Raw genomic sequence first — 25,605 nt, forward strand, 5'->3', positions numbered from 1 at the left:
TCTCGATGGTCTGAAAAAGATGCTGGATAATAAAGCATGACCCGCTTGACGGCTAGCGCCGTCGGAGACCCTTGCAATGCCTGACCAAGATGTACGCTTGCAACACCTGAAAGTTTGGCTCGATGAACAGTTGGCAATCCTTTTTGCAGATCAGGGCTGGGGCGCCGTACCCCCGGCCACGTTGACCGCGGCCAGCAGCGACGCGAGTTTCCGGCGGTATTTCCGCTGGGAAGGAGCGGGCCGCAGCTTCGTCGTGATGGATGCTCCGCCACCCCAGGAAAACTGCAAACCGTTCGTGGATATCGCCTTTTTGCTGGCGAAATCCGGAATTAATGTGCCGAAAATTTATGCAGAAGACCTCGAACGCGGATTTCTTTTGCTCAATGACCTGGGCAACAAGACCTATCTCGACGTAATCGACAGCGAAAATGCTGACGTTTTGTTCAGCGATGCGCTGCAATCTCTGCTGGCTTTTCAGCAATTGCCGATGGTCGCACCACTGCCGAGTTACGACGTGGCACTGCTGCGCCGCGAACTGGAACTGTTCCCCGAGTGGTACGTGAAGCGCGAACTCGGCATCGAGTTTGATGCAGCACAGCAGCAACAGTGGCAAGCCGTCAGCGATCTGCTGATCGACAGCGCTCTGGCCCAGCCGAAAGTGTTGGTGCACCGCGACTACATGCCGCGCAATCTGATGCTCAGCGCGCCGAATCCCGGTGTGCTCGACTTTCAGGACGCGGTCTACGGCCCGGTCACCTACGACGTCACCTGCCTGTTCAAGGACGCCTTCCTCAGTTGGCCTGAAGAGCGTGTGCGTGGCTGGCTGGAAAGTTACTGGCAGCAAGCCGCTGCGCTGAACATCCCGGTGCAGGCCGATTTCGAAGACTTCCTGCGCGCCAGCGACCTGATGGGCGTACAGCGTCACCTGAAAGTCATCGGCATCTTCGCCCGCATCTGCCATCGCGATGGCAAGCCGCGCTATCTGGCCGACGTGCCGCGTTTCTTCGCCTATATAGAAGCGGTGATCGCTCGTCGTCCTGAACTGGCGGATCTGCAGGCGTTGCTCGCCAGTCTGCGTGGCGGAGTGACTGCATGAAGGCCATGATCCTGGCGGCAGGCAAGGGCGAGCGCATGCGCCCGCTGACCCTGACCACCCCCAAACCGCTGGTGCGTGCCGGCGGCGTACCGTTGATCGAATATCACCTGCGCGCGCTGGCAGCGGCCGGTTTCAGCGAGATCGTGATCAACCATGCCTGGCTCGGTCAGCAGATCGAGGATTATCTGGGCGACGGTTCGCAGTTCGGCGTGAGCATCCAGTACTCACCGGAAGGTGAGCCGCTGGAAACCGGCGGCGGGATTTTCCGCGCCTTGCCGTTGCTCGGTGACGACGCGTTCCTGGTGGTGAACGGTGACATCTGGACCGATTACGACTTCAGCGTGCTGCATCAACCGATCAACGGTCTGGCGCATCTCGTACTGGCGGACAACCCGGCTCATCATCCGACGGGCGATTTCACCCTGACTGACGGTCGGGTGAGCGATGGCCAGGCGGGTGCGCAAACCCTGACCTACAGCGGCATCGCCGTGCTCCATCCGCAGTTGTTCGATGGCTGCGCCGACGGCGCATTCAAGCTCGCACCATTGCTGCGCAAAGCCATGGCCGATGGACAGGTCACGGGCGAGCGTCTGAAAGGCCATTGGGTGGATGTCGGTACGCATGAGCGTCTGGCCGAAGCTGAAGCATTGATAGAAGCGAGTCGTTGATATGTTGTGGCCAGGGACTCTGATTGGAGCCGGAGCAGGTTTTGCGATTGCCAGCATTCCGGGGGCCATGCTTGGGGCATTGTTGGGACAGGCGCTGGATCGGCGTCTGCACTTGCAGAGCTGGGGGCACTTGCGGGAAAAACTCGGCGGCCGGCCGATGTTGCGCAACGACGAATTGCTGTTCGTGTTGCTCGGGCGTCTGGCCAAGAGTGACGGGCGGGTGACGGACGGTCATATCCAGCAGGCGCGCAATGAAATGAACGCCCTGGAAATGAGCGAACCGGCGCGGCGGCGGGCGATTGCCGCGTTCAATCGCGGCAAGTCCGGCGGCGACCGCCTGCGCGGTTATCTGCGACGCCTGAGTGCTCAGCCGCATGCCGCCGAAGGCGTGTTGCGCGCCTGCTGGCGGATGGTCTGGGCCGACGGTCGCGCGGGCGTCAGTGAGCGTGAATTATTGGCGCAGTGGGGCAAGTGGCTGGGTTGGACAACCCACCAGATTCAGGCGCTGGCCAATGATTACGAGCCGAACAAACGGCCGATTGTCAGTGCGGCGATGAGTTATCAGGAAGCGATGCGCCTGCTCGGCGTGTCGGCGACCAGCGAGCCGGCGCAGATCAAGCGCGCCTATCGACGACTGCTCAGCCGTCATCACCCGGACAAGATCGCCGGCAGCGGCGCAACGTCGGAGCAGGTGCGTGACGCGACCGAGAAAACCCGCGAGCTGCACAACGCGTTTACGTTGATTCGGGCGCGACGGGATTTTCGCTGATCGTTAGAAGTTAGTTGTTGATGAGGGCCTCTTCGCGAGCAAGCCCGCTCCCACTTTGATCGCATTTCAGCTGAAGGAACGCGATCAGGGTGGGAGCGGGCTTGCTCGCGAATGGGGCGACTCGGTCTATCAGTCAGTCTTCTGCGGATTCAACCAGCCACGCACCCGCCGGAACAACTGTTCCTGCTCAGCCTTTTTATCCGGCAACGCCTTGAGCGCCACCTGGCTGAACGCTGAAGTCTTCAAGCGCTTGCTGGCCTGCATGCGTTCCAGCGCCGCGGTGCGATCCAGCGCCTTGTCCATGTAGAAAATATCCGCCGTCGGCAACTTCAGGGTCGGCGTCAGCTCGGCCAGTGGCGGCTTGGCCTTGCTTGGCGTTTGCGCATCGACCATCACCAGCTTCTCGACCTGCGAACTCTGCCGCTCGCTGAGGAAACGCGCCGCCCAGTAGGCGCCCGTGCCGTGACCGAGGACGACGACCCGGCGTGCGCTTTGTTGCTCAGCGTAGGCAATCGCCGCGTCGATCCGCGCGAAGATGCGCTCGGCATCCGCCTTGGACTGTTCTTCAGTCGTTTCGGCAACCACCTGATCCGCCACTTCCGCTTCACCGCCCGCCGCCTGTTCGATCGGTTGCGCGGTGGTGGAATCCTTGCTGCCACTTTCCGGGGCTTTCGGCGCGGCGGCGGGCGCAATCACGCGCGGGGCGATGACATCGCTTTGCAGATCCGGCAGGGTGATGCTCAGGCTGCTCCACTCGACGTCGGGCAATTTGTTGCGCAGCGGGCCGATCACTTGCGGCCAGTCAGCGGTTTCGCCGGCGCCCGGGACGATAATCACCGCACCTTTCGGGTCGGCGGTGTTGGCCGGTTTCCACAGGGCGAGGAAAGTGTCGGCGCCGGCCTGCAGTTGCTGCTGTTCTTGCGCCGGGACTTTGCGTTCGAGTGCCGCGGCTTCTTCCTGACTACGCTCAAGCAGTGGCTGGCGTTCGGCCGGTTTTTCGGTAGCCGGTTGCTCGGCGGTGGAGGCGGGCGCCGGATCGGCAGCCTCGACGGAAAACGCACAAGGCAGGATCAGCGACAGGCACAATGCTGGCATTGCCAGGCGGTAGACAGAGGGCATCGGTTATTCCAGGCCAGAAAAGTATCCCGGCAGCCTAATGGGTTGGTCAGAATTTGTCAGTGTACGAGACTTCAATGATGCGTTTTTGCTGCCTGTGGGTTATCGGCTGGTTGTGTTTTCCCTTGATGGGCTGGGCGGCGTCTGCGCCGGCGGCGCACGCGGCGCTGTTGACGCCCGGCGAGCAGCAATGGCTGGCGCAGCACCGAGAGCTGCGCGTCGGTCTGGTGTTGCAGGCACCGTACGCGCAGTACGACCGGCGTCTGCAGCGCTTGTCCGGGGCCAATGTCGAGTTGATGAAGTCACTGGCCAAAACCCTGAATGTCGATCTGAGCTGGCGCAATTTTCAGGATCTGACACAACTGGAGGAGGCCGCTCGCGAAGGTGAAATCGACATCGCCCCGGGCTTGACCCAGACCCCGGAGGCACTGCGCCTGTGGCTGTTTTCCGATCCTTACATGCGTGTGCCGCAACTGGTGGTCAGCGACCAGAAGAGCGGCGGCGTGGTCGAGCTGGAAAAGCTCGACAGCCTGTCCCGCGTCGCCGTGCGCATGCCCAGCGTCACCGCCGATTATTTGCGCAGCAATTATCCGCACCTGAATCTGCAAGGCGTGCCGCTGGAGCGTCAGGCGTTGCAACTGTTATTGACTCAGCAAGCGTCCTACGCCGTGGTGGACGAAGCGCAACTCGGGCGATTGTCCGCCGAGCCGGAGTTCGCCGGGCTGGTGGTGGTCGGCGATATCGGCTTGCCGCAGCTGTTGCGAGTCGCCACGCGGCGGGACTGGCCACAGTTGGCCGGGATTATCGAAAGCGCCTTGCGGGCGATCCCGGCCAAGGATCTGGAGCGCCTGCACAACCAATGGCTGCAACCCAAGTACCCGCGCCTCACCGAATCGCCGGGGTTCTGGCAGAACCTCAGTCTGCTGTTTGCCGTGTTGCTGCTCAGTTGTGTGGCCATCGTGGTCTGGCAGCGACGCCAGCAACATAGCCTCGAACAGCGCCTGCTGGCGGCCCGGGAAGATATTGCCCTGCGCGCGGCCAGCGAAGAAGCCTTGCGCCTGACCCAGTTTTCCATCGATCAAAGCACCGTCGGCATTCTCTGGGTCAACTGGGACAGCCATGTGCGCTACGCGAACCGCGCGGCGGAACACATGCTCGGTTATCCACAGGGCGCGCTGATCGAGCGGCCGCTGATCGACTTTGAACCCGGCCTGCACATGGACCGCTGGCTCAACCTGTGGAAACGCGCGCGGGCCAGTGAAGAAGGGCCGCTGAGCTTTGAAACCAGTTGCGTGCGCGCTGATGGCAGCATCCTCCCGGCGGACGTCTCGCTGAGTTTTCTGCGCTTTCGCGACAGTGAGTATCTGGTGGTTTATCTCACCGACGTCACCGAACGGCGTCGCGCCCTGGCCGCCCTGCAGGAAAGTGAAGCGCGCTTGCAAGGCATCGCCGCCAACGTACCGGGACTGGTGTTCCGTCTGGAGCGGGCGGCGGTGACCGGGCAGATCGATTTCGCCTACATCAGTGAGGGCAGTGAGAGTCTGGTCGGTTACGCGCCGGCCGCCATCGCGCACCGTGACATGGGCTTGCGCAGTCTGGTGCATCCCGACGACAGGGCCAGTTACCACCAGACTCAGGATCAGGCGCTGGACACCGACAGTGACTGGTCGTGGCAGGGCCGCATCCTCACTCGCCAGGGCGAACAGCGCTGGGCCGAGATCAAGGCGATCACCCGCCAACTGGAGGATGGCGCCTATGTCTGGGACGGCATTGTCTGGGACATTAGCGAAAGCAAGCGCATTGAACTGGAGCTGGCCGCGTCCCGCGAGCAACTGCGCGAATTGTCGGCGCACCTGGAAAGCGTGCGCGAAGAAGAGAAGGCGCGAATCGCCCGGGAAGTGCACGATGAGCTGGGGCAGATGCTCACGGTGCTGAAACTGGAAACCTCGATGTGCGAGCTGGCCTATGCGCAGCTCGACCCGGGGCTGAACGAGCGCTTGAACAGCATGAAACGCCTGATCGCCCAGTTGTTCCAGTTGGTGCGCGATGTAGCGACGGCGCTGCGCCCGCCGATCCTCGATGCCGGGATCGCCTCGGCGATCGAGTGGCAGGCGCGGCGCTTCGAGGCGCGTACGCAGATTCCGTGCCTGGTGCAGGTGCCGGACAATCTGCCGGCGCTCAGCGATGCCAAGGCGATCGGCCTGTTCCGTATCCTGCAGGAGGCGCTGACCAACGTCATGCGCCATGCCCAGGCGCATACTGTGGAGCTGACACTGGTGCTGGAAGGCGATGAGTTGTGTCTGACGGTCAGCGATGATGGCGTAGGTTTTGTCGCCACTGCGGATCGGCCGACGTCCTTTGGTTTGGTCGGTATGCGCGAGCGGGTGTTGATCATGGGCGGGCGCTTGCTGCTTGAGAGTGAACCGGGGGAGGGCACCAGTCTGCATGTGTGGGTGCCGGTGAGTGAGGTTTGAAGGTTTGTGGTGTTTGAGCTGACGCTATCGCGAGCAGGCTCGCTCCCACAGGGTTTGGTGTGTACCTGAAATCTGGAGAAAAACGTGATCCGTGTATTGGTAGCCGAAGACCACACCATCGTCCGTGAAGGCATCAAGCAATTGATCGGTCTGGCCAAGGATCTGCAAGTGGTGGGGGAGGCGAGTAATGGCGAACAACTCCTTGAAACCCTGCGCAGCGTGCCATGTGAAGTGGTGTTGCTGGACATCTCGATGCCGGGCGTCAATGGGTTGGAGGCGATTCCGCGGATTCGCGCGCTGAACAATCCGCCGGCGATTCTGGTGTTGTCGATGCACGACGAAGCACAAATGGCTGCCCGTGCGCTGAAGGTCGGCGCCGCTGGCTATGCGACCAAGGACAGCGATCCGGCGCTGTTGCTGACGGCGATTCGCAAGGTCGCGGCCGGCGGGCGTTACATCGACCCGGAGCTGGCCGACCGGATGGTCTTCGAGGTCGGCCTGACTGACACGCGTCCGTTGCATTCGCTGTTGTCCGAACGCGAGTTCTCGGTGTTCGAGCGCCTGGCCCAGGGCGCCAACGTCAACGACATCGCCCAGCAACTGGCCCTGAGCAGCAAGACCATCAGCACTCATAAGGCGCGGCTGATGCAGAAGCTCAACATCACCTCGCTGGCCGAGCTGGTGAAATACGCGATGGAACATAAACTCCTCTAAGCACACCGTATTTCTACTGTGGGAGCGGGCTTGCTCGCGAATGCGGTGTGTCATCCAATCATTCAGTGACTGACACACCGCGTTCGCGAGCAAGCCCGCTCCCACAGGGAATCTCCATCTGGCCTGCAATTGCGGGCATATCCATTAGCGACAGCCGCTTTTGCCTGTTCTTGCGGCTCGCCGCTCGTAGCTACCGCTGCGTTTGCCAAAACGCGCCATCCTTGTAGGGCAATCCCTACCCCCAACCTTCCATCCGGCTGAGGCGATTCTCTCCTGCGCCCCGATTTGCGTGACTGGCGCCAGCCACTAGGCTTGATCCACAGCAGTTACCAATAACAAAGGTGTGGGTATGAGCCAGGTCGATTCAAACGCAGGGGCCAGTGACGTGCTGGTCAGCTTTCGTGGAGTGCAGAAGAGCTACGACGGCGAGAACCTGATCGTCAAAGACCTCAACCTGGACATTCGCAAGGGCGAGTTTCTGACCCTGCTCGGGCCGTCCGGCTCGGGCAAGACCACCAGCCTGATGATGCTCGCCGGCTTCGAAACACCGACCGCCGGCGAAATCCTCCTGGCCGGCCGTGCGATCAACAACGTGCCGCCGCACAAGCGCGACATCGGCATGGTGTTCCAGAACTACGCGCTGTTCCCGCACATGACCGTGGCCGAGAACCTGGCCTTCCCGCTGACCGTCCGTGGTCTGAACAAGAGCGACGTCAGCGACAAGGTCAAGAAAGTCCTGAGCATGGTCCAGCTCGACGCGTTCGCTTCGCGCTATCCGGCGCAACTCTCCGGCGGTCAGCAGCAGCGTGTGGCGCTGGCCCGGGCACTGGTGTTCGAACCGCAACTGGTGCTGATGGACGAACCGCTGGGCGCACTCGACAAGCAATTGCGCGAACACATGCAGATGGAGATCAAGCACCTGCACCAGCGCCTCGGCGTGACTGTGGTCTACGTGACCCACGACCAGGGTGAAGCCCTGACCATGTCCGACCGCGTCGCCGTGTTTCATCAAGGCGAAATCCAGCAGATCGCCCCGCCGCGCACCCTTTACGAAGAACCGAAAAACACCTTCGTCGCCAACTTCATCGGCGAGAACAACCGCCTCAACGGCCGTCTGCTCAGTCAGAGCGGCGAGCGCTGCGTGGTCGAGCTGAGCCGTGGCGAGAAGGTCGAGGCGCTGGCGGTCAACGTCGGCCAGACCGGCGAACCCGTGACCCTGTCGATTCGCCCGGAGCGCGTGAGCCTCAACGGTTCGAGCGACCAATGCGTCAACCGCTTCTCAGGGAGGGTGGCGGAATTCATCTATCTGGGCGACCACGTCCGGGTGCGCCTGGAAGTCTGCGGCAAGACCGACTTCTTCGTGAAACAACCGATTGCCGAGCTCGATCCAGCGCTCGCGGTCGGGGACGTGGTTCCGCTTGGCTGGCAGGTCGAGCACGTTCGCGCGCTTGATCCGCTGTTAGAGGCGCATTGATCGCCCCGGCAATACCAACACCAACCCTGCACGTGGAGAGAACAATAAATGTTGAGATCCCTGAAGTTGACAGCCCTGACCCTGGGCCTGATGGGTGCGGCACACGCGATGGCCGCCGGCCCTGATCTGACTGTGGTGTCGTTTGGCGGGGCGAACAAGGCCGCCCAGGAAAAAGCGTTCTACGCACCGTGGCAGGCGGCGGGCAACGGCAAGATCGTTGCTGGCGAGTACAACGGCGAAATGGCCAAGGTCAAAGCCATGGTCGATACCAAGAGTGTGTCTTGGGATCTGGTGGAAGTTGAATCCCCGGAGCTGGCCCGTGGCTGTGATGAAGACATGTTCGAACAACTCGACCCGGCGCTGTTCGGCAAGGCCGAAGACTATGTAAAAGGCGCGATCCAGCCGTGCGGCGTGGGCTTCTTCGTCTGGTCGACCGTGCTGGCATACAACGCCGACAAGCTCAAAGCGCCACCCGCCAGTTGGGCAGATTTCTGGGACACCAAGAAATTCCCGGGCAAGCGCGGCCTGCGTAAAGGCGCCAAGTACACTCTGGAATTCGCGTTGATGGCTGACGGTGTTGCACCAAAAGACGTTTACAAAGTATTGGCCGGCAAGGACGGTCAGGATCGCGCCTTCAAGAAACTCGACGAACTCAAGCCTTACATCCAGTGGTGGGAGGCGGGCGCCCAACCGCCGCAATACCTCGCTTCCGGTGACGTGGTCATGAGCTCGGCCTACAACGGTCGCATCGCGGCCGTGCAGAAAGAATCCAACCTCAAGGTCGTCTGGAACGGCGGCATCTACGACTTCGACGCGTGGGCCATCCCGAAAGGTCTGGACAAGACCCGCGCCGATGCTGCGAAGAAGTTCATTGCCTACTCGGTTCAGCCGCAGCAACAGAAGACCTACTCGGAAAACATCGCCTACGGCCCGGCCAACACGCAAGCGGTACCGCTGCTGAGCAAGGACGTACTGAAAGACATGCCGACCACCCCGGAGAACATCGCCAACCAGGTGCAGATCGACGTCAGCTTCTGGGCTGACAACGGCGAGCAACTGGAGCAGCGCTTCAATTCCTGGGCTGCGAAGTAACCGCACGGCCCTGTGGGAGCGGGCTTGCTCGCGAAAGCACCAGCACATTCAGCACTGATGTCGACTGATACGCCGCCTTCGCGAGCAAGCCCGCTCCCACTTTTGAATTTGTGTGCATCAATCGATCGAGGTGGTTCGCCACCTCTGTAACGATCAAAGATTTGCGGAGTACGTCATGGCCATCGCCGTTCCCCTGAACGAGGGCACCAGCCCCACCTTGAAGCAGAAGCTCAAGCGCGCCGAGCGGGTCAACCGCTGGAAGGCCCAGGCGTTGATTGCGCCGCTGGTGCTGTTTCTGTTGCTGGTGTTCCTGGTGCCGATTGTGGCGCTGCTCTATAAAAGCGTCGGCAACCCGGAAGTGGTCGGCGGCATGCCGCGCACCGTGGCGGCCATCGCCAGTTGGGACGGCCGCGGCCTGCCCGCCGAACCGGTTTATAAAGCCGCCGGCGAAGACCTCGCCGAAGCCCGCAAAAACCAGACCTTGGGCGATCTGTCCAAGCGCTTGAACATGGAGTTGGCCGGCTATCGCAGCCTGCTGACCAAAACCGCCCGCGCGCTGCCTTTCGCCAGCGAGCCGGCCTCCTATAAAGAAGCCCTCGAAGCGCTCGACGAGCGTTGGGGCGATCCGGCCTACTGGCAAGCGGTGCGCCGCAACACCAGCAACATCACGCCTTACTACCTGCTGGCGGCAGTCGATCACCGCATCGACGACCTTGGTGAAGTGGCGCCGGCCACCCCGGATCAGGCGATCTACCTCGACATTTTTGCCCGGACTTTCTGGATGGGGCTGGTCATCACCGTGATCTGCCTGTTCCTCGCCTATCCACTGGCCTACCTGTTGGCAAACCTGCCATCGCGGCAGAGCAACCTGCTGATGATTCTGGTGCTGCTGCCGTTCTGGACTTCGATTCTGGTGCGGGTCGCGGCGTGGATCGTGTTGCTGCAATCGGGCGGGCTGATCAACAGCGCGCTGATGGCCATGGGCATCATCGATAAGCCGCTGGAACTAGTGTTCAACCGCACCGGGGTCTACATCTCGATGGTGCACATTCTGCTGCCGTTCATGATTCTGCCGATTTACAGCGTGATGAAAGGCATCTCGCCGACCTACATGCGCGCCGCGATCTCGCTGGGCTGCCATCCGTTCGCCAGTTTCTGGCGGGTGTATTTCCCGCAGACTTATGCCGGCGTCGGTGCCGGTTGCCTGTTGGTGTTCATTCTCGCCATCGGCTACTACATCACCCCGGCGCTGCTCGGCAGCCCGAACGATCAGATGGTCAGTTACTTCGTCGCGTTCTACACCAACACCAGCATCAACTGGGGCATGGCCACTGCACTGGGCGGCTTGTTGCTGCTGGCGACCGTGGTGCTGTATCTGATCTACAGCTGGCTGGTGGGCGCCAGTCGCCTGCGCCTGAGCTAAGGGGAATTTGAAATGCTGAGTCCTTACATGTCGCCCATCGAACGGGTGTGGTTCTACAGCTTGCGGATTCTCTGCGGCCTGATCCTGCTGTTCCTGATTCTGCCGGTGCTGGTGATCGTGCCGCTGTCGTTCAACTCCGGCAGTTTTCTGGTGTACCCACTGCAGGGCTTCTCCCTGCACTGGTATCAGGACTTCTTCGCCTCAGCGGAATGGATGCGTTCGCTGAAGAACAGCATCATCGTCGCCCCCGCGGCCACGGTGCTGGCGATGGTCTTCGGAACCCTGGCCGCGATCGGCCTGACCCGTGGCGACTTCCCCGGCAAGGCGCTGGTGATGGCGCTGGTGATTTCGCCGATGGTGGTGCCGGTGGTGATCATTGGTGTGGCGAGTTATCTGTTCTTCGCGCCGCTGGGTCTGGGCAACAGCTTCTTCTCGCTGATCGTGGTGCACGCGGTGCTGGGTGTGCCGTTCGTGATCATCACCGTGTCGGCGACGTTGCAGGGTTTCAATCAGAATCTGGTGCGGGCGGCGGCCAGCCTCGGCGCATCGCCGTTGACCACGTTCCGCCGGGTGACCCTGCCGCTGATTGCGCCGGGAGTGATTTCCGGGGCGTTGTTTGCTTTCGCCACATCGTTCGATGAAGTGGTGGTGACGCTGTTCCTCGCCGGCCCCGAGCAGGCGACGCTGCCACGGCAGATGTTCAGCGGGATTCGCGAGAACCTCAGTCCGACGATTGCTGCTGCGGCAACTTTGTTGATTGCCTTCTCCGTCATCCTGCTGTTAACCCTCGAATGGCTGCGCGGTCGTAGCGAGAAACTTCGCACTGCCCAAGTCTGAAGCCGTACTCGGTAAAAACTGTGGGAGGGGGCTTGCTCCCGAATGCGGTGGATCAGTTGAAGTAGATGTCGACTGACCCCCCGCTTTCGGGAGCAAGCCCCTCCCACAAGGGATTTGTGTTGTATGCGAAGTTTTGTCTCATTCATGGGGTGAATGGCAGACAACCCGAAACCCTCAACTACGCTTGTGCTCAGCTCCCACATCTATAAGAGGCTGCGCACGATGAGTCTGTCCCAGTTCAAAATCGCTCACAAACTGATCACCGGCGCCGGGGCCATCGAGCAACTGGCGGCGGAACTCACGCGGCTGGATATCGACAACCCGCTGATCGTCACCGACGCCGCGCTGGTCAAGTCCGGCACCGTGGAGCTGGCGCTGTGCCAATTGGGCGGGCGCGGGTACGAGATTTTCGATCGGGTGCTGCCGGATCCGGAAATCGCCATCGTCGAAGATTGCATGCGCGTCTATCGCGAGGGCGGGCATGACGGCTTGATCGGCCTGGGCGGCGGCAGTGCCATCGACATCGCCAAGAGCGTTGCCGCGTACGCCGGCTATCACGGCGCGCTGGAAGACCTGTTCGGCGTCGATCAGGTGCCGCGCAAAGGTCCGCCGCTGATCGCCATCCCGACCACCGCCGGCACCGGCTCGGAAGTGACCAACATCGCCATCCTCTCCGACAAGGTTGCACAACTGAAGAAAGGCATCGTCAGCGATTATCTGCTGCCGGACGTGGCGCTGGTCAGTCCACAAATGACCCTGACCTGTCCGCGCAGCGTCACCGCCGCCAGTGGCGTCGATGCGCTGGTGCATGCCATCGAATCCTATCTGTCGGTCAACGCTTCGCCGATCACCGACTCGCTGGCGCTCGGCGCAATCAAGTTGATCGCCAGGGCGCTGCCCAAGGCCTACGCCAATGGCGGCAATCTGCAAGCCCGGGAAGACATGGCCACCGCCAGCCTGATGGCCGGCATGGCGTTCGGCAATGCCGGGGTCGGCGCGGTGCATGCGTTGGCCTATCCGTTGGGCGGGCGTTTCAACATTGCCCATGGCGTCAGTAACGCCTTGTTGCTGCCGTATGTCATGACCTGGAACAAGATGGCCTGCGTCGAGCGCATGCAGGATATCGCCGAAGCCATGGGGGTGAAGACCGCTCATCTGAGCGCCGCTGAGGCGGCGGACAAAGCCGTGCAGGCGATGACCGAACTGTGTGCGGCGGTGGAAATTCCTGCCGGGCTGCGCACTTTCGGTGTGCCGCAAGAGGCGATCCCGGCCATGGCTGTGGAGGCCGCGGGAATCGAGCGTTTGATGCGCAACAACCCGCGCAAGCTCAGCGCTGCGGATATCGAGAAGATCTACCGAGCGGCGTACTGATCATCGCGGTCACGGTGCGCGCACGGAAACTTGAGGTATACAATGCGCGCCATCGTGATTTAGCTCAGAAAAGGTGCGTCATGCAGCCCTTCGTAATTGCTCCGTCGATTCTCTCCGCCGACTTCGCCCGCCTCGGCGAGGAAGTGGACAACGTTCTGGCCGCCGGTGCCGACTTCGTCCACTTCGATGTCATGGACAACCACTACGTGCCGAACCTGACCATTGGCCCGATGGTTTGCGCGGCATTGCGCAAGTACGGCATCACCGCGCCGATCGACGCGCACCTGATGGTCAGCCCGGTGGATCGCATCGTTGGCGACTTCATCGAGGCCGGCGCGACCTACATCACCTTCCACCCGGAAGCCACGCTGCACGTCGATCGTTCGCTGCAACTGATCCGTGAAGGCGGCTGCAAATCCGGGCTGGTGTTCAACCCGGCGACCCCGCTGGACGTGCTCAAGTACGTGATCGACAAGGTCGACATGGTCTTGCTGATGAGCGTCAACCCGGGCTTCGGCGGGCAGAAGTTCATCCCCGGCACCCTCGATAAACTGCGCGAAGCGCGGGCGATCATCGATGCCTCGGGCCGCGACATCCGTCTGGAAATCGACGGCGGCGTCAACGTCAACAATATCCGTGAAATCGCCGCGGCCGGTGCGGACACCTTCGTCGCCGGTTCGGCGATCTTCAATGCGCCGAACTATCAGGAAGTCATCGACAAGATGCGTTCCGAACTGGCGCTGGCGCGCCCATGAGCGGTTTTGAGCAGCTGTTCCCGGGGCAACTGCCACGGTTGGTGATGTTCGATCTGGATGGCACGTTGATCGACTCGGTTCCCGACCTGGCGGCCGCGGTGGACACCATGCTGCTCTCCCTCGGCCGCAAGCCTGCCGGCATCGAGGCGGTGCGCGAGTGGGTCGGCAACGGCGCACCGGTGCTGGTGCGCCGGGCGCTGGCCGGTGGCATCGATCATTCGGCGGTGGACGACGTCGAGGCCGAGCACGCGCTGGAAGTGTTTATGGAAGCCTACGGCGCGAGTCATGAGCTGACCGTGGTCTATCCCGGCGTGCGCGACACCCTCAAGTGGTTGCACAAGCAGGGCGTGGCCATGGCGCTGATCACCAACAAGCCGGAGCGTTTCGTCGCACCGCTGCTGGATCAGATGAAGATCGGCCGCTACTTCAAATGGATCATCGGCGGCGACACCCTGCCGCAGAAGAAGCCTGATCCGGCCGCGCTGTTCTTCGTGATGAAAATGGCCAACATTCCTGCCTCGCAATCGCTGTTCGTCGGCGACTCGCGCAGTGACGTGCAGGCGGCGAAAGCGGCGGGGGTCAAGTGTGTGGCGCTGAGCTACGGCTATAACCACGGTCGACCGATTGCCGAGGAATCCCCGGCACTGGTGATCGACGATCTGCGCAAGCTAATTCCCGGTTGCCTCGGTACTGCCGCTGAGATAACGTTGCCCGACGCTTCTCAATCCCATTCTGGAAACGCCATCGTGGTGGTCACCCGCAAACTCTGGATGAAAGTCATCAAGGCCCTGGCCCGCTGGCGTTGGCGCGCCTGACTGGTTCCTGGCCGGCTTGCCGGCGCGTTTGCATACCTGACTGTTAGCACCTCACACCACGAGGCACCTCATGATCCGCGAAGAATTCCTGCGCTTGGCCGCTGACGGCTACAACCGCATTCCGTTGGCCTGCGAAACCCTGGCCGACTTCGACACGCCGCTGTCGATCTACCTGAAACTGGCCGACCAGCCCAACTCCTATCTGCTCGAATCGGTGCAGGGTGGCGAGAAATGGGGCCGTTACTCGATCATCGGCCTGCCGTGCCGCACCGTGTTGCGGGTGCACGACCATCACGTGAGCATCACCGTCGATGGCGTCGAGACCGAAAGCCATGACGTCGAAGACCCGCTGGCCTTCGTCGAAACCTTCAAGGCCCGCTACAACGTGCCGACCATCGCCGGTCTGCCGCGTTTCAACGGTGGTCTGGTCGGCTACTTCGGTTACGACTGCGTGCGCTATGTCGAGAAACGTCTGGGCAAATGCCCGAACCCGGATCCACTGGGCGTGCCGGACATTCTGCTGATGGTCTCTGATGCGGTGGTGGTGTTCGACAACCTCGCCGGCAAGATGCACGCGATTGTCCTCGCTGACCCGGCGCAAGCCGATGCTTACGAGCAGGGGCAGGCGCAATTGCAGGAACTGCTGGAGAAACTGCGCCAGCCGATCACCCCGCGCCGTGGCCTGGATTTCAGCAAGCAACAAGCGGCTGATCCGGTGTTTCGCTCCAGTTTCACCCAGAGCGACTACGAAAAAGCCGTCGACACCATCAAGGAATACATCCTCGCGGGCGACTGCATGCAGGTCGTGCCGTCGCAACGCATGTCGATCGACTTCAAGGCGGCGCCGATCGATCTGTATCGTGCCCTGCGTTGCTTCAACCCGACGCCGTACATGTACTTCTTCAACTTCGGCGACTTCCACGTCGTCGGCAGCTCGCCGGAAGTGCTGGTGCGGGTCGAAGACAACCTGATCACCGTGCGCCCGATTGCCGGCACCCGCCCGCGTGGCGCCACCGAAGAAGCGGATCTGGCGCTGGAAGAAGACCTGCTGTCGGACGACAAAGAGATCGCCGAGCACTTGATGCTGATCGACCTGGGTCGTAACGACACTGGCCGGGTTTCGGAAATCGGTTCGGTGAAGCTCACCGAGAAAATGGTCATCGAGCGTTATTCCAACGTGATGCATATCGTCTCCAACGTCACCGGCCAGTTGAAGGCCGGGCTGACCGCGATGGACGCGCTGCGGGCGATTCTGCCGGCGGGCACCTTGTCCGGCGCACCGAAGATCCGTGCGATGGAAATCATCGACGAACTGGAGCCGGTCAAGCGTGGCGTGTATGGCGGTGCGGTCGGTTACTTTGCCTGGAACGGCAACATGGACACCGCGATTGCGATTCGTACCGCGGTGATCAAGAACGGCGAACTGCACGTGCAGGCCGGTGGCGGCATCGTTGCCGACTCGGTGCCGGCGCTGGAATGGGAAGAAACCCTGAACAAGCGCCGCGCGATGTTCCGTGCCGTGGCATTGGCCGAGCAGACCCCGGAAAGCTGAGTTCGCACAATTCCCCCGTGTGGGAGCGGGCTTGCTCGCGAATGCGGCCTGACATTCAACAATGATGTCGACTGATACACCGCTTTCGCGAGCAAGCCCGCTCCCACATTGTGTTGTGATCAGCCATAAAAAAACGCGGCGCCTGTGAGGGCGCCGCGTTTTTTATGCCAGCAGATCAGAAATCGAGGCTGACCCCGACGTTCACCCCCTGCTGGGTAAAGTCATCATCCTTGCGCACGTTGTAGCTGGCGCGCAACGCCAGGTCCTGCGTGAGCTTGTGGCTCACGCCCAGGTTCAGGCGATTGAGGTTGGTCTGCGGCTCGTAGCCTTCGAGGGTAAAGCGATTACCTGGCAGGCTGTTGAGGTTGATTGTCAGATCCTGGCGGTCGTCGTTGTACTCACGCTCGTGAGCGAATTCGCCGAACACTTCGGTCTGCGCGGTGATCTGGTACTTGCCTTGAATACCCAGGCCCAGACGCCGCGAGTTGCGTGACTGGTCATCGAAGGTCAGCGCTGTGGCGTCCGCGCCTTTTTCCGAATAACCATCGACTTCAGTCTTGCCGAAGTCGGCGCTGACAAACGGCGACAGGTGCCACGGACTGCTGGCCTGCTGCGCAATGTCGTAGCCGATGCGGCCGCTGATCGCCAGTACATAGCCGTCGGTGTCGCCTTTCTCCCCGCGCTCGTTGACCCCGAGCTGGAATTTACGCTTGAGGCTGTCGTAGTCGAGTTTCCCGGCGGTCATCGCCAGGTCGCCCCACCAGCGATCTTGCTGGTACTGGGCGAACGCGGTGCCCATGTAGGAGTTGAGTTTGTATTCGGAGTCAGCGTCGCCGGCTTCGAGTTTCTGGTGGTAGAGACCCGCGGCCAGACCGACCCGCCAGGCTTCGTTGACGCGATAGCTGCCGCCGATGTTCAGGTTATAGCCATTGCCATCGGCACTGGCTGCGCTGTGCTGGCTGTCGAAATCCTGATGTTGGCCGCCACCGGCGACAATCGCCCGCCATTGGCCGATGCCCTGCCAGTTTTCCCAGTCGGCCAGCCATTGATTGCGCAATTCGTCCTGGTGCGCGCGCAAGGCGCCTTGAGCCATTTCCGGCAGCAGGGTCAGTTCCCACGGGGCGGCCAGCAGCGAGTAGGCGTAATCGGCGATCAGGCGCTGGCCGGCTTCGGTCGGGTGCACCGAGTCGTTGTAGATCAATTTGTACGGATCCGGCGTGGCGCTGTTGATGCCGTATCGGGCGTTCTCGGTGCAGCTGTTGCCGCTGAAGCAGGTGGCGGTCAGGTTCTGGTCGGTGGCGAGACCGAACTGCGCCGGGTTGGCGAACACTTCCTTGAGCAGCACTGGAATGTTCAGCGGGATGATTTCAGCGTTGATGCCCTGCAACTGGCTGACCAGTTCGGTGTTGAACTGCGCGCTGAGCTGGGAGGTGAAACCCTGCAGCGGCGAGCCGTTGATCGCCGGGGTCAGGCCGATGTCCGGCAGTAGCCAGACCATGATGTATTTGGCTCCGGCGCCTTGCAGTGTGCGTACGCTGTCGGCCAGGCGATCGGCTGCCGAGCTGGCCTGATCGAGGCTGAGCACGCGACCTTGCAGGAAGTCGTTGCCGCCACCGGACAGGTAATACAGCGCGTTCGGATCGGCACGGAAGCCGTTCGACGGCAGGTAACCGGCGCGGGTGCGTTCACCGGTGGCCGACTCCGTGGTGATCGAGTCGAGAATCTGGTCAGTGCGATAGCCGCCGACCGCCCAGTTGTTGCCATCGGGCAGACCTTCGCTGGCGCGTACCGCCGAGGATGAAGAGGCGGTCTGGTTCGGATTGAAACCCAGCTTGCCGCCAATGATCTGGGTGGCATTAAGATCTCGGTTTTCCCCGGTTCCATCCTTGTACAGCGGGCCGGTGCGGTTGGTGTAGCGCTGGGTGGCGCCGGCAGGGCCGCCCGGGTCGCTGAAGGTCCCGGCATCGTTCAGACTGTCGCCGAACACGATGAAGTTGGAATAGGGCGCGGGTGCTGCGTAAGCCTGGGCGCAAGCCATGGCGAGCAGGCATCCGGCAAGCGGTACGAACAACGTCTGTTTGATCATGAGCAAGTCCGTTTATTTATTGTTGTAGTGAACAAAACGACAGTACCAAAAACTTCCGGCCTTTTGCCATCGGTCGCGAACACCCCTGTTGTTTTGCCCCCCGTCAGCCCCGCCATATTGCACGCTCTGCCCAGCTAAGTTACTGTGCCGGAACGTATGAACGAGACCTTCCCCGTGTTGATCGTCAGCAAACTTCTGGATCAAGTCATCAAGGCACACGCCCGTTGGCGTTGGCGCGCCTGAATCTTTTCTGCCGGCCCGGCCGGATCTGTATCGCTTTGCCTTCCTTGCCCGTTTGAAATACCGCTGTGCCGACGCCACCTGTGCGTCCGACATCGTGCAGCGCCCTGCGGGCAAGTCATTCGAAGGCTGTCTCCAAGTCAGAATTCAAGAGGTTCGAAACGCCATGTTGCTGATGATCGACAACTACGACTCCTTTACTTACAACGTTGTGCAATACCTCGGCGAGCTGGGTGCCGAGGTCAAGGTCGTGCGCAACGACGAACTGACCATCGCTGAAATCGAAGCGCTCAACCCGGAGCGCATCGTGGTCTCGCCAGGCCCATGCACGCCGACTGAAGCCGGCATTTCCATCGAAGCCATCAAACATTTCGCCGGCAAACTGCCGATCCTTGGCGTCTGCCTGGGCCATCAGTCCATCGGTCAGGCCTTCGGCGGCGATGTCGTGCGTGCCCGTCAGGTAATGCACGGTAAGACTAGCCCGGTATTCCACGAGGACAAGGGCGTTTTTGCCGGCCTGAATCATCCGCTGACGGTTACCCGCTACCACTCGCTGATCGTCAAACACGATACTTTGCCCGAGTGCCTGGAGCTGACCGCGTGGACGCAGCACGACGACGGCTCGGTCGATGAAATCATGGGCCTGCGTCACAAGACCCTGAACATTGAGGGCGTACAGTTCCACCCTGAATCGATCCTGACTGAACAGGGCCATGAACTGTTTGCCAACTTCCTCAAACAAACCGGCGGCACGCGCTAAGGACTTCCATGAACATCAAGACAGCCCTGAGCCGTATCGTCGAACACCTCGACCTCAGCACCGAAGAAATGCGCGACGTGATGCGCGAAATCATGACCGGTCAATGCACCGAGGCGCAGATTGGCGCGTTCATGATGGCGATGCGCATGAAGAGCGAGAGCATCGACGAAATCGTCGGCGCGGTTTCCGTGATGCGTGAGCTGGCCGATCAGGTCGAACTCAAGACCCTCGACGGCGTGGTCGATGTGGTCGGCACCGGCGGTGACGGTGCGAACATTTTCAACGTATCGACGGCGTCCGCGTTCGTCGTCGCGGCGGCGGGTTGCACCGTGGCCAAGCACGGTAACCGTGCAGTGTCGGGCAAAAGCGGCAGCGCCGACCTGCTGGAAGCAGCCGGCATCTACCTGAACCTGACGCCGGTACAGGTCGCCCGCTGCATCGATAACGTCGGCATCGGTTTCATGTTTGCCCAAACCCACCACAAAGCCATGAAGTACGCCGCCGGCCCGCGCCGCGATCTCGGCCTGCGTACGCTGTTCAACATGCTCGGCCCGCTTACGAATCCGGCCGGTGTCAAACATCAGGTGGTGGGCGTGTTTACCCCTGCGCTGTGTCGGCCATTGGCCGAAGTCTTGCAGCGCCTGGGCAGCAAGCACGTACTGGTGGTGCATTCGAAGGACGGTCTGGACGAGTTCAGTCTCGCCGCGCCGACCTTCGTCGCTGAACTGAAGAACAACGAAATCACCGAATATTGGGTCGAGCCGGAAGATCTGGGCATGAAGAGCCAGAGCCTGCACGGTCTGTCGGTCGAAGGCCCGGAAGCTTCGCTGGCGCTGATCCGCGATGCGTTGGGCAAGCGCAAGACCGAAAACGGCCAGAAGGCTGCCGAAATGATTGTGCTCAATGCCGGTGCGGCGCTGTACGCGGCTGACCTGGCGACCAGTCTCAAAGAAGGCGTGGCACTTGCGCACGATGCTCTGCACACCGGTCTTGCTCGGGAAAAACTCGAGGAGTTGGGTGCCTTTACCGCGGTATTCAAAGTGGAGAATGAGGGATGAGTGTACCGACGGTTCTGGAAAACATTCTGGCGCGCAAAGTCCAGGAAGTCGCCGAGCGCAGCGCTCGCGTCAGCCTGAGCGAGCTGGAAAGTCTGGCCAAGGCGGCCGATGCACCCCGTGGTTTTGCCCAGGCCCTGCTGGCGCAGGCCAAGACGAAGCAACCGGCGGTGATCGCCGAAATCAAAAAGGCTTCGCCGAGCAAAGGCGTGATCCGCGAAAACTTCGTGCCTGCCGATATCGCCAAGAGCTACGAGAAGGGCGGGGCGACCTGTCTTTCCGTGCTGACCGATATCGACTACTTCCAGGGCGCTGATCTCTACCTGCAACAGGCCCGCGCCGCGTGCAAATTGCCGGTGATCCGCAAGGACTTCATGATCGATCCGTACCAGATCGTCGAAGCCCGTGCGCTGGGCGCCGACTGCGTGCTGCTAATCGTCTCCGCACTGGACGACGTGAAAATGGCCGAGCTGGCCTCGGTTGCCAAAGGCGTCGGTCTCGATGTGCTGGTGGAAGTACATGATGGCGATGAGCTGGAACGCGCATTGAAAACCCTCGACACGCCGCTGGTCGGGGTCAACAACCGTAACCTGCACACCTTCGACGTCAGCCTGGAAACCACCCTCGACCTGCTGCCGCGCATCCCGCGTGATCGCCTGGTGATCACCGAGAGCGGCATTCTCAACCGTGCCGATGTCGAGCTGATGGAAATCAGCGACGTCTACGCATTCCTGGTCGGAGAAGCGTTCATGCGCGCGGAAAGCCCGGGTGTTGAATTGCAGCGCCTGTTCTTCCCGGAGCGTGGTGTGCCGGTCAGTGGTTCGACCCTCGACTGATCATGTCTTTGCAGGCGCCCGCGTCCCCTGTGGGAGCGGGCTTGCCCGCGAAGAGGCCAGTCAATTCCCTACAGATTCCAGATCTGCCGGAGTTCGTCATGTCGCTGCCAGTCCCTCTCCCCATCGAAGCCGGCCTGCAAGCCGAACAAGACCTGTTGGCCTCGATCTGTGCCGGCGATGCCGAATTCGGCCTGCTGTTCTGGCAACCCAGTGATCGCGCCTTGGTCATGCCGCGTCGCCTCAATCGTCTGCCCGGTTTCGAGCATGCCTGCGAAGTCTCCGCTGCTGCCGGTTGGCCGGTATTGCTGCGGGAAACCGGTGGCGAACCGGTCCCGCAATCCGCTTCAACCATTAACATCGCGTTGGTCTACGCCCCGCCCCGCAGCGAGGGTGATTTGAACCGCATCGAAACCGGCTACCGGCGTCTGTGCGATCCGATCTGCGAGTTGCTGGATGAGTTGGGCGGCACGTCGTCGTTGGGCGAAATCGCCGGCGCGTTCTGCGACGGTCGCTTCAACGTCAATCTCGATGGCCGCAAGATGGTCGGCACCGCTCAGCGCTGGCGCCAGAGTCAGGGTGGTCAGCGTCCGGTAGGGTTGGTGCATGGGGCGATGCTGATGGATAACGAGCGCGAGTCGATGGTCGCGGCGGTCAATCGCTTCAACGAGGCTTGCGGTCTGGAGCAGCGGGTACGGGCCGAAAGCCACATCGCCCTGCATGAGAAGTTCGTCGCGCCAACGGCTTTGGCGCGTCTTGATGAGCTGTTTCGACTGATGCTGGCGCAGGTCTACAGCGCCTGAGTAGCGCGCTTAGCGCGTGCCGAAGACCACCATGGTCTTGCCTTTCACATCGACCAGGTTGCGTTCTTCAAGATCCTTGAGCACGCGACCGACCATCTCCCGCGAACAACCGACAATCCGCCCGATTTCCTGACGCGTCACCTTGATCTGCATGCCGTCCGGGTGGGTCATCGCGTCAGGTTGCTTGCACAACTCCAGCAGGCAACGGGCCACGCGACCGGTGACATCGAAGAACGCCAGGTCGCCGACCTTGCGCGTGGTATTGCGCAGGCGTTGTGCGATTTGTCCGCTGAGAACGTAAAGAATGTCTGGATCCTGCTGCGACAATTCGCGGAACTTCACGTAGCTGATTTCGGCGATTTCACATTCAACCTTGGCCCGCACCCAGGCACTGCGCTCCTGCTCCTGACCCGCTTGTTCGAACAGGCCCAGCTCGCCGAAGAAATCCCCGGCGTTGAGGTAGGCGATGATCATTTCGCGACCGTCGTCATCTTCGATGAGGATCGTCACCGAACCCTTGATGATGAAGTACAGCGTGTCCGAGCGATCGCCGGCGCAGATGATGTTGCTCTTGGCCGCATGGCGACGGCGCTGACAATGCATCAACAGCTTGTCGAGGTTCTTGATTTTGGGTGTGGGGGTAATAGCAACCATGGTTGTATCCCGAAAAGACTGCACGGTGATGTTTGATTTTTTATGAGGCGCTGAAGGCGGTCGCTACACAGGCTGACAATTGGCGCCAGCGAATTGGCGCCAGCTTACCAGACACTTCGTCGAAAATTCGAGAAATTACCTACACCGCAGAGGCATCCGTCCTAGGAACGCCAGGCGCTGTCAGAGCAAGGGCCTGTGCTAAGCTGGCGACCCTTTTTTCTACAGTGGAGTCTTGGCGATGAAGGCACGCATCCAATGGGCTGGCGAAGCCATGTTCCTCGGCGAATCCGGTAGCGGTCATGTCGTGGTCATGGACGGTCCGCCGGACGCCGGTGGTCGTAATCTGGGTGTTCGCCCGATGGAAATGCTCCTGCTGGGCGTTGGCGGTTGCAGCAACTTCGACGTGGTCAGCATCCTGAAGAAGTCGCGTCAGGCGGTTGAAAGCTGCGAAGCGTTCCTCGAAGCCGAGCGCGCGACCGAAGATCCGAAGGTGTTCACCAAGATCCACATGCACTTCGTGGTCAAGGGCCGGGGCCTGAAAGAAGCCCAGGTCAAGCGCGCCATCGAACTGTCTGCCGAGAAGTATTGCTCGGCCTCGATCATGCTCGGCGCGGCCGGCGTGGCGATCACTCACGATTATGAAATCGTCGAACTCGGCTGAGCCGACATTCAACTATCATAAAAGCAGTGCAGACTCTGGCGATCCCTCGCTGACGTCTGCATAATGCGCCACTTTTTTCAGGGCAGTGATCGGTCAGCCGACGGGTCATCCGCCTGAACAGATAACCAAAATCGCCATCGCGAAGAGGTGTTAACCGTCCTACGCAGGTGCGTTGTTCGCACTTGACGGGCATGCTTGATCACGCGGCCGGGCCGCATACATAGAGAGTTTTTAACGGTGAAAAGCAAACTCAAGCTCCACGGGTTCAATAACCTGACAAAGACCTTGAGCTTCAACATCTATGACATCTGCTACGCGGAAACCCCGCAAGACCAGCAGGCTTACGTCGAGTACATCAATCAAGAGTACAACGCCGAACGCCTGACGCAGATCCTCACGGAAGTTGTCGAAATCATTGGTGCCAACATTCTGAACATTGCCAGTCAGAATTATGAGCCTCAGGGTGCCAGCGTCACGATTCTGATCTCGGAAGAGCCGGTGACCCCGACTGACAGCCAGATCGAAGAGTCCCCGGGTCCATTGCCCGAAATCATCCTTGCCCACCTCGACAAGAGTCACATCACGGTGCATACCTATCCGGAAATCCATCCGGACGCCGGTATCGCGACGTTCCGTGTGGACATCGACGTGTCGACCTGTGGTGTCATTTCACCGCTTAAAGCGCTCAACTTCCTCATTCACCAGTTCGATTCGGACATCGTGACCGTGGATTACCGTGTGCGCGGCTTCACCCGTGACGTTGAAGGCAACAAGCACTTCATCGACCACGAGATCAACTCGATCCAGAACTACCTTTCCGAAGACACTCGCGACGCGTACCAGATGACCGACGTGAACGTGTACCAGGAAAACCTGTTCCACACGAAAATGCTGCTGAAGAACTTCGAACTGGACAACTACCTGTTCGGCGACGCCACCAGCAATCTGTCGTCCGAGCAGCGCGCTCAGGTGACCGAGCGTGTGAAACACGAAATGCTGGAAATCTTCTACGCGCGCAACATGCCGGCGTAAGATTCCCGGGCACAAAAAAGGCGACTACCGTGCGGTAGTCGCCTTTTTTATTGCCGAAAACAGAACCCTGTGGGAGCGAGCTTGCTCGCGAAGAGGCCCTTTGTAGCAATACAGATCTCAAATCCGATAAGTACTCTTGGTCATCACCTTCGCCAGCAGGCTCATTCCGAACTTCACCGGCGCCGGAAAGCGGAAACCACCCGCATCCAGTGCACTCTCCGCATGATGTTCTTCATCAATGCGCATCTGCTCCAGAATCGCCCGGGACTTCTCGTCCTCGGCCGGTAATTGCTCCAGGTGTTCGTTCAAGTGCTTGCACACCTGATGCTCAGTGGCCGCGACGAAACCGAGGCTGACCTTGTCACTGATCAGGCCGGCCACAGCGCCGATGCCGAACGACATCCCGTAGAACAACGGATTGAGCACGCTGGTATGGCTGCCCAGTTGATGGATGCGCTGTTCGCACCACACCAGATGGTCGATTTCTTCTTCGGCGGCGTGTTCCATGGCGGCACGTACCTGCGGCAACTTGGCGGTCAGCGCCTGCCCCTGATACAGCGCCTGGGCGCAGACTTCACCGGTGTGGTTGATGCGCATCAGGCCAGCGACGTGGCGGGTGTCTTCGTCGCTCATCTGCACATCCGGCTGCACGATGGCGGGTGACGGGCGGTACGGCTGGCCACTGAAGGGCAGCAGGGTGCGCATCGCGGCATCGGCTTGCAGCAGAAGACGGTCAATCGGCGAGTAGTGACGTTGGGTAGTCATGCTGACCTCCGGGAAAAATCTCGACGGCCAGTTTAACCGAATCGGCCGGGGAAGGTTTGCGCTGGGTCATTTGCCATGCGGAGAGCACGGTGGTGTTTTTGTGGGAGCGGGCTTGCTCGCGAAGACGTCAGCACATTCAAAGTATCAGTGCCAGACAATCCGCTTTCGCGAGCAAGCCCGCTCCCACAGGGGCTGATGCAGTGAATCAGCCCGGTGGCCAGTTCATCTGACGCTGACCGAGTACGTGCATATGAATGTGATAGACGGTCTGCCCACCTTGTTCATTGCAGTTCATCACGACCCGGAAGCCTTCCTCGCAGCCCAGCTCCAGTGCCAGACGCTGGGCAGTGAACAGGATGTGCCCGGCCAGTGCCTTGTCGTCTTCGGTCAGGTCATTGAGGGTACGCACCGGTTTCTTCGGGATCACCAGAAAATGCACCGGTGCCTGAGGAGCGATGTCGTGGAACGCCAGAACCTGGTCGTCCTCGTAAATGATCTTGGCCGGGATCTCCCGGTTGATGATCTTGGTGAACAGAGTATCCACTGCTGTTTTCTCCGTT

General features: G+C 60.9%; 24 protein-coding genes. 19 read left to right on the plus strand and 5 right to left on the minus strand.

Going from position 1 to position 25,605, the window contains the following annotated elements; genetic code table 11:
* The first annotated feature begins 76 nt into the window (after positions 1–76).
* From AC27VU_RS09155 to AC27VU_RS09165, 3 genes are read left to right on the plus strand one after another with little or no spacing between them, the layout of a single operon-like run.
* On the plus strand, positions 77–1,096 hold the full coding sequence (locus AC27VU_RS09155) for an aminoglycoside phosphotransferase family protein (RefSeq protein ID WP_262143352.1): 1,020 nt from the start codon (positions 77–79) through the stop codon (positions 1,094–1,096).
* Positions 1,093–1,764 (plus strand): N-acetylmuramate alpha-1-phosphate uridylyltransferase MurU, encoded by a 672-nt coding sequence (murU, locus tag AC27VU_RS09160; protein WP_201136429.1) that lies wholly within the window; start codon positions 1,093–1,095, stop codon positions 1,762–1,764. Before AC27VU_RS09155 ends, murU begins: the two co-directional genes overlap by 4 nt.
* A gap of 1 nt (position 1,765) precedes the next feature.
* Complete coding sequence (locus AC27VU_RS09165; RefSeq protein ID WP_473018311.1) at positions 1,766–2,533, plus strand: TerB family tellurite resistance protein; 768 nt, start codon at positions 1,766–1,768, stop codon at positions 2,531–2,533.
* A gap of 129 nt (positions 2,534–2,662) precedes the next feature.
* Here AC27VU_RS09165 and AC27VU_RS09170 read toward each other — a convergent pair whose 3' ends face one another.
* Positions 2,663–3,652 carry an alpha/beta hydrolase family protein gene (locus AC27VU_RS09170; protein WP_003228824.1) on the minus strand — a complete coding sequence of 330 codons (990 nt, stop codon included), beginning with the start codon at positions 3,650–3,652 and terminating at the stop codon, positions 2,663–2,665.
* 74 nt (positions 3,653–3,726) lie between these two features.
* Between AC27VU_RS09170 and AC27VU_RS09175 the strand changes: the two genes are divergently transcribed.
* The 10 genes from AC27VU_RS09175 (at position 3,727) to trpE (ending at position 16,156) form a co-directional block, all read left to right on the plus strand.
* Positions 3,727–6,123 carry a PAS domain-containing sensor histidine kinase gene (locus tag AC27VU_RS09175; RefSeq protein ID WP_488723902.1) on the plus strand — a complete coding sequence of 799 codons (2,397 nt, stop codon included), beginning with the start codon at positions 3,727–3,729 and terminating at the stop codon, positions 6,121–6,123.
* Positions 6,124–6,207: 84 nt separating this feature from the next.
* Complete coding sequence (locus tag AC27VU_RS09180) at positions 6,208–6,837, plus strand: response regulator (protein ID WP_003228820.1); 630 nt, start codon at positions 6,208–6,210, stop codon at positions 6,835–6,837.
* A gap of 349 nt (positions 6,838–7,186) precedes the next feature.
* A complete protein-coding gene (locus tag AC27VU_RS09185; RefSeq protein WP_488723903.1) occupies positions 7,187–8,311 on the plus strand; it encodes an ABC transporter ATP-binding protein in 1,125 nt (374 codons plus the stop codon).
* A gap of 48 nt (positions 8,312–8,359) precedes the next feature.
* On the plus strand, positions 8,360–9,403 hold the full coding sequence (locus tag AC27VU_RS09190) for an ABC transporter substrate-binding protein (RefSeq protein ID WP_488723904.1): 1,044 nt from the start codon (positions 8,360–8,362) through the stop codon (positions 9,401–9,403).
* Positions 9,404–9,578: 175 nt separating this feature from the next.
* Entirely contained in the window at positions 9,579–10,826 is a 1,248-nt protein-coding gene (locus AC27VU_RS09195) for an ABC transporter permease (RefSeq protein WP_003228813.1), read from the plus strand.
* A 12-nt stretch (positions 10,827–10,838) separates the two neighbouring features.
* Positions 10,839–11,663, plus strand: coding sequence for an ABC transporter permease (locus tag AC27VU_RS09200; protein ID WP_003228811.1), 825 nt, complete (start codon positions 10,839–10,841; stop codon positions 11,661–11,663).
* Between the two features lie 222 nt (positions 11,664–11,885).
* Entirely contained in the window at positions 11,886–13,034 is a 1,149-nt protein-coding gene (locus AC27VU_RS09205) for an iron-containing alcohol dehydrogenase (protein WP_488723905.1), read from the plus strand.
* 80 nt (positions 13,035–13,114) lie between these two features.
* Entirely contained in the window at positions 13,115–13,789 is a 675-nt protein-coding gene (gene rpe / locus AC27VU_RS09210) for a ribulose-phosphate 3-epimerase (protein WP_003228808.1), read from the plus strand.
* Positions 13,786–14,604: a phosphoglycolate phosphatase gene (locus AC27VU_RS09215; RefSeq protein WP_488723906.1), complete on the plus strand. Its 819-nt coding sequence runs from the start codon at positions 13,786–13,788 to the stop codon at positions 14,602–14,604. Before rpe ends, AC27VU_RS09215 begins: the two co-directional genes overlap by 4 nt.
* A 70-nt stretch (positions 14,605–14,674) precedes the next feature.
* Positions 14,675–16,156 carry an anthranilate synthase component I gene (trpE, locus tag AC27VU_RS09220; protein ID WP_003228804.1) on the plus strand — a complete coding sequence of 494 codons (1,482 nt, stop codon included), beginning with the start codon at positions 14,675–14,677 and terminating at the stop codon, positions 16,154–16,156.
* A gap of 175 nt (positions 16,157–16,331) precedes the next feature.
* On the opposite strand, the gene estP is transcribed toward trpE, so the two are convergent.
* Entirely contained in the window at positions 16,332–18,242 is a 1,911-nt protein-coding gene (gene estP / locus AC27VU_RS09225; protein WP_473018306.1) for an esterase EstP, read from the minus strand.
* 406 nt (positions 18,243–18,648) lie between these two features.
* On the opposite strand from estP, the gene AC27VU_RS09230 reads away from it, so the two are divergent.
* The 4 genes from AC27VU_RS09230 (at position 18,649) to AC27VU_RS09245 (ending at position 21,933) form a co-directional block, all read left to right on the plus strand.
* The gene (locus AC27VU_RS09230; protein ID WP_003228801.1) at positions 18,649–19,242 is read left to right on the plus strand and encodes an aminodeoxychorismate/anthranilate synthase component II; all 594 of its coding nucleotides are present in this window, start codon (positions 18,649–18,651) and stop codon (positions 19,240–19,242) included.
* 8 nt (positions 19,243–19,250) lie between these two features.
* The gene (gene trpD / locus AC27VU_RS09235) at positions 19,251–20,300 is read left to right on the plus strand and encodes an anthranilate phosphoribosyltransferase (protein WP_003228800.1); all 1,050 of its coding nucleotides are present in this window, start codon (positions 19,251–19,253) and stop codon (positions 20,298–20,300) included.
* Positions 20,297–21,133: an indole-3-glycerol phosphate synthase TrpC gene (gene trpC, locus AC27VU_RS09240; protein WP_103484976.1), complete on the plus strand. Its 837-nt coding sequence runs from the start codon at positions 20,297–20,299 to the stop codon at positions 21,131–21,133. Before trpD ends, trpC begins: the two co-directional genes overlap by 4 nt.
* 98 nt (positions 21,134–21,231) lie before the next feature.
* Positions 21,232–21,933 carry a lipoate--protein ligase family protein gene (locus tag AC27VU_RS09245; protein WP_103520813.1) on the plus strand — a complete coding sequence of 234 codons (702 nt, stop codon included), beginning with the start codon at positions 21,232–21,234 and terminating at the stop codon, positions 21,931–21,933.
* A gap of 9 nt (positions 21,934–21,942) precedes the next feature.
* On the opposite strand, the gene crp is transcribed toward AC27VU_RS09245, so the two are convergent.
* Entirely contained in the window at positions 21,943–22,587 is a 645-nt protein-coding gene (gene crp / locus AC27VU_RS09250) for a cAMP-activated global transcriptional regulator CRP (protein ID WP_003228797.1), read from the minus strand.
* Positions 22,588–22,825: 238 nt separating this feature from the next.
* Between crp and AC27VU_RS09255 the strand changes: the two genes are divergently transcribed.
* Positions 22,826–23,248 carry an OsmC family protein gene (locus AC27VU_RS09255; protein ID WP_003228794.1) on the plus strand — a complete coding sequence of 141 codons (423 nt, stop codon included), beginning with the start codon at positions 22,826–22,828 and terminating at the stop codon, positions 23,246–23,248.
* 237 nt (positions 23,249–23,485) lie between these two features.
* Positions 23,486–24,280 (plus strand): adenosylmethionine decarboxylase, encoded by a 795-nt coding sequence (gene speD / locus AC27VU_RS09260; RefSeq protein ID WP_027610737.1) that lies wholly within the window; start codon positions 23,486–23,488, stop codon positions 24,278–24,280.
* Between the two features lie 117 nt (positions 24,281–24,397).
* Here the strand turns inward: speD and coq7 are convergent, their stop codons facing one another.
* On the minus strand, positions 24,398–25,045 hold the full coding sequence (gene coq7, locus AC27VU_RS09265; protein ID WP_027610738.1) for a 2-polyprenyl-3-methyl-6-methoxy-1,4-benzoquinone monooxygenase: 648 nt from the start codon (positions 25,043–25,045) through the stop codon (positions 24,398–24,400).
* Between the two features lie 205 nt (positions 25,046–25,250).
* Positions 25,251–25,589 carry a histidine triad nucleotide-binding protein gene (locus AC27VU_RS09270; protein ID WP_127647765.1) on the minus strand — a complete coding sequence of 113 codons (339 nt, stop codon included), beginning with the start codon at positions 25,587–25,589 and terminating at the stop codon, positions 25,251–25,253.
* Positions 25,590–25,605: the final 16 nt, after the last annotated feature.

The organism is Pseudomonas sp. 14P5.3.2 (assembly GCF_057799175.1).